Origin of the sequence: Streptomyces sp. OfavH-34-F, from assembly GCF_022347745.1 — a bacterium.
Classification (GTDB): Bacteria; Actinomycetota; Actinomycetes; order Streptomycetales; family Streptomycetaceae; genus Streptomyces.
In genome coordinates, this window is the sequence record NZ_JAKRGC010000455.1 from 1 (window position 1) to 3,917 (window position 3,917).

General features: G+C 75.3%; 1 protein-coding gene. It reads right to left on the reverse strand.

Going from position 1 to position 3,917, the window contains the following annotated elements:
• On the reverse strand, window positions 1-3,917 hold a 3,917-nt coding region (locus MHW47_RS33160), incomplete at both ends, for an amino acid adenylation domain-containing protein (protein WP_239227555.1).

The window sequence follows — 3,917 nt, forward strand, 5'->3', positions numbered from 1 at the left end:
CGGCGCGCCAGGCCGCGCGGGCGGCGGGGGCGTCGCGGCCGGCCAGTAGGGCGAGGTGGTCGCGGTAGGGGGTGGCCGGGGGCAGTGCGGTCGGGTCGCCGCCGTGGGCGTACAGGTCGAGCAGTTCCCCGACGAGGAGGGGCATCGACCAGCCGTCGATGACCAGGTGGTGGTTGGTCAGGACGAGCCGGTGTTCGTCCGGTCCCCAGCGGGTGAGGGTGAAGCGGAGCAGCGGTGGTTCGTCGGGGTGGAAGCGGTCGGCGAGGTCGGCCCGGTTGAGGCGGTCGAAGACGCGTTCCTGGTGGCTCTCGGAGACGCCCGTGAGGTCGATCAGGCGCCAGCCCGGCGCGGCTGTGCGGGGTACGACCTGGACGGGGTGGCGCAGCCCGTGGTGGACGAAGGCGGCGGCGAGGTGGGGGTGGCGGGTCGTGAGGGCGCGGGTCGCCGCGCGCAGGGTGTCGGGGTCCAGGTGGCCGTGGAGGGTGAGGACGCACTGTGCCTGGTAGACGTCCGGGGCGTGCGGGGCGTACAGGGCGTGGAAGAGGAGTCCCTCCTGGAGCGGGGTGAGCGGGAGGACGTCCGCCAGGTCGGGGTAGGTCTGTTCGAGCCGGTCGATCTCGTCCTGGCTGAGTTCGACGAGCGGCAGGTCGGAGGGGCTGCGGCCACCGCTGCCGCGGGTCCGTGCGTGCAGGATGAGTGAGTCGAGGGCCGCGAACCACAGGTCGGTGAGGAGACGTGCCTCGGTGTCGGTGAGCCGGCCGGCGGTCCAGCTGAGCGAGGCGGTGAGCCGGGGGCCTTCGGGTCCGTCGGTGGTCATCGCGTTGATGTCGAGGAGGTGGCCGCCGGGCCGGGCGGTGGCCGAGGCGGTGCGGGACGGGAGCTGTTCTCCGGTGGTGGTCCAGTCCGTGCCGGTGTCGGTGGTGAGGCGGCCGAGGTAGTTGAACCCGATCTGGGGTGGGGTGTGGCCCTGGAGCGCGGGGCCGGCCGCCGGGTCGAGGTGGCGCAGGATGCCGTAGCCGATGCCTCGGTCGGGAATCGCGCGGAGTGCTTCCTTGGTCCGGCGGAGCGCGTGGCCGAGGCCGGTTCCGGCGCTGCGTACGTCGTGCCAGGAGCAGTGGGTGGCGGGGAGTCTGACGGGGTGGAGGGCGGTCAGCCAGCCGACGGTCCGGGACAGGTCCGTGTCGGGGTGGTCGGGGCGGCCGTGGGATTCCAGGTCGATGAGGAGGCCGTCGGGGGCCGGTGCCCTGCCGCGGCGGCGGCGCCATTCCTCGACGGCGAGGGCGAGGCCGGTGAGGAGGACGGGTTCGATGCCGCAGTGGAAGGCCGCGCCCACTTCGGTGAGCAGGGGCAGGGTCCGTCCGGGCGGGAGGGTGGCGGCCAGGGCGCGGGTCTCCGCAGCGGTGGCCGCGGCCGGGAGGGCCGGGGGGTCGGCGAGTGCGGGGTCCTGGCCGGCCGTGATCCCGGTCCACAGGGGCAGTTCCGTGCGGCGGGTTCCTTCGGTTCCCTGGGCTCGTACGGTGCGGACCCAGGTCGGGAAGGTCACCGGTGGCGGCGGGAGTGCGGGGGTGCTGCCCGCGGTGAGGGCCCGGTCGGCGGCGGCCAGGTCGGCGAGCAGAATCCGCCAGGAGACGGCGTCGACGGCGAGGTGGTGAAGGACGAGGAGGAGGCGTCCGGACGTGTCGGGGCCCCGGTCGAGGAAGGCTGCGGAGAGCAGGCGTCCTTCGGTGGGGGCGAGGCGTGCGAGGGCCCGGTCCAGGGTGTCGGGGGGCAGGCGGGGCGGTTCGTCCGCGGGGGCGGGGATGTGGTGGACGCGGTCGTCGACGTGGACGTGGCCGGGCGGGTGGACGTGGAGTCGCCACGTTCCGCCGGTGGTGTCGAGGCGCATGCGCAGGGCGGCGTGCCGGTCGACGAGTGTCTGGAGGGCGGTGGTGAGGCGGTCGGGGGTGAGTCCGGCGGGGGTGCGGATCACCATGTGCTGGCTGAACGTGTCGAGGTCGCCGCCCTGTTCGCGCCACCAGTGGACGATGGGGGTCGCCGGGAGCGGGCCGGTGTCGTCGGACTCCGTGGCGGCCGGGTCCGGGGCGTGTACGGGTTCGGCGCGGGCGGCGAGTGCGGCGACGGTGGGTGCGCGGAAGAGGTCGTTCACGGTGATGCGCAGTCCGGCCTCGTGGGCGCGGCTGACGAGCTGGATGGCGACGATGCTGTCGCCGCCGGAGTCGAAGAAGCCGTCGTGGAGGCCGATCGTGGGGGTGCGCAGGAGTTCGGCGTAGAGGGCCAGGAGGGTCTTCTCCCGTGCGGTGCGGGGTGGGGCGGTGGTGGGGTCGGCGGCGGTGTCCTGCGGCGGGTGCGGGCGTGCCGGGCCCGGTTCGGGCAGGGCGGTCCGGTCCGGTTTGCCGTTGCGGGTGAGCGGCAGCGTGTCCAGGACGGCCCAGTCCGCGGGGACCATGTACGAGGGGAGGGTGGCGGCGAGGTGCTGCCGTAGGGTCTCCGGGTCGGGCCGGGTGCCTTCGGCGGGGACGACCCAGGCGGCGAGCCGCTTCCTGCCGGGCGGGTTCTCGCGTACCGCCACGACGGCCTGGGCGACGGTGGCGTGTTCGATGAGTGCGGCCGCCACCTCGTCGGTCTCGATGCGGAAGCCCCGCAGTTTGACCTGTCCGTCGGCGCGTCCGGCGAAGGCCAGGGTGCCGTCCGGCAGCCAGCGCGCGAGGTCGCCGGTCCGGTACATGCGGGCGCCCGGGGGGCCGTAGGGGTCGGCGACGAAGCGTTCGGCGGTCTGTGCGGGGCGGTCGAGGTAGCCGCGGGCGATGCCGGTGCCGGCGAGGTAGAGCTCGCCCGTCACGCCGGCGGGCACGGGCTGGAGTCCGGTGTCCAGGACGTAGGCGCGGCCGCCGTCCAGGGGGCGGCCGACGGGGATGCCCCTGCGGCCCGTGCCGGCGGCGACGTCGGCGTCGGTGACCTGGTGCCAGGTGGCGCAGGTGGTCGCCTCGGCCGGTCCGTAGCCGTTGACGACCGCGGTGTCGGGGCAGTGGCGTCGTACGGTGCGGACGGCGCGGGGCGAGACGACGTCGCCGCCGGTCCACACCACGTCGAGGCCGCCGAGGCAGGCGGGGTCCTCCTCGGCGACGAGCTGGAAGAGGCCGGCGGTCAGCCAGAGGCTGGTGGGGCGGGTCTCGGTGAGCAGCCGTCGCAGGGTGCGCAGGTCCAGGTCGCCGGGCGGAGCGATGACGACCTCGCCGCCGTTGAGGAGGGGCACCCACAGTTCCATGGTGGAGGCGTCGAACGAGTGGGGTGAGTGCATCACCATCCGGCGGGCGGTGGTGGGTTCGTAGCAGGCGTCGGCGGCGAGGGCGAGGATGCCGCCGTGGGTGAGGGCGACGCCCTTGGGGACGCCGGTGGACCCCGAGGTGAAGATGACGCAGGCCAGTTGGTCCGGAACGGGGGGTTCGTCCGGGAGGGCGCGTCCCGGTGCGGGCGGTGCCGCCAGGGCTTCGGCCGCGTCGATGACGACGGGGCGTTCAGCGGGCGGTGTGCCGGGAGCGTGGCCGGGTCCGACGACCAGGACCGCGGCGTCCGCTTCGGTGACGACGCGGAGCCGGCGGGCGTGCGGCGCGCGGGTGTCGAGGGGGACGTAGACGCCTCCGCTCTTGAGGACGGCGAGGGCGGTGACGGCGTACAGCACCCCGCGCTCCATGAGGACCGCGACGCGTGCCTCCCGGCGTACACCGGCGGCGGTGAGGTGGGCGGCCAGGCGGTCGGAGCGGGCGTCCAGTTCCGCGTACGTGAGCGTCTCGGTGTCGGAGCGCAGGGCGACGGCGTGCGGGGTGCGGCGGGCATGGGCGGCGATCGCCTCCGCGATGTTCCGGGGGCCGGGTCCGGGTGGGGCGGGGCGGGGCGGGGGGGGGCCCCCGTGGGCCCGG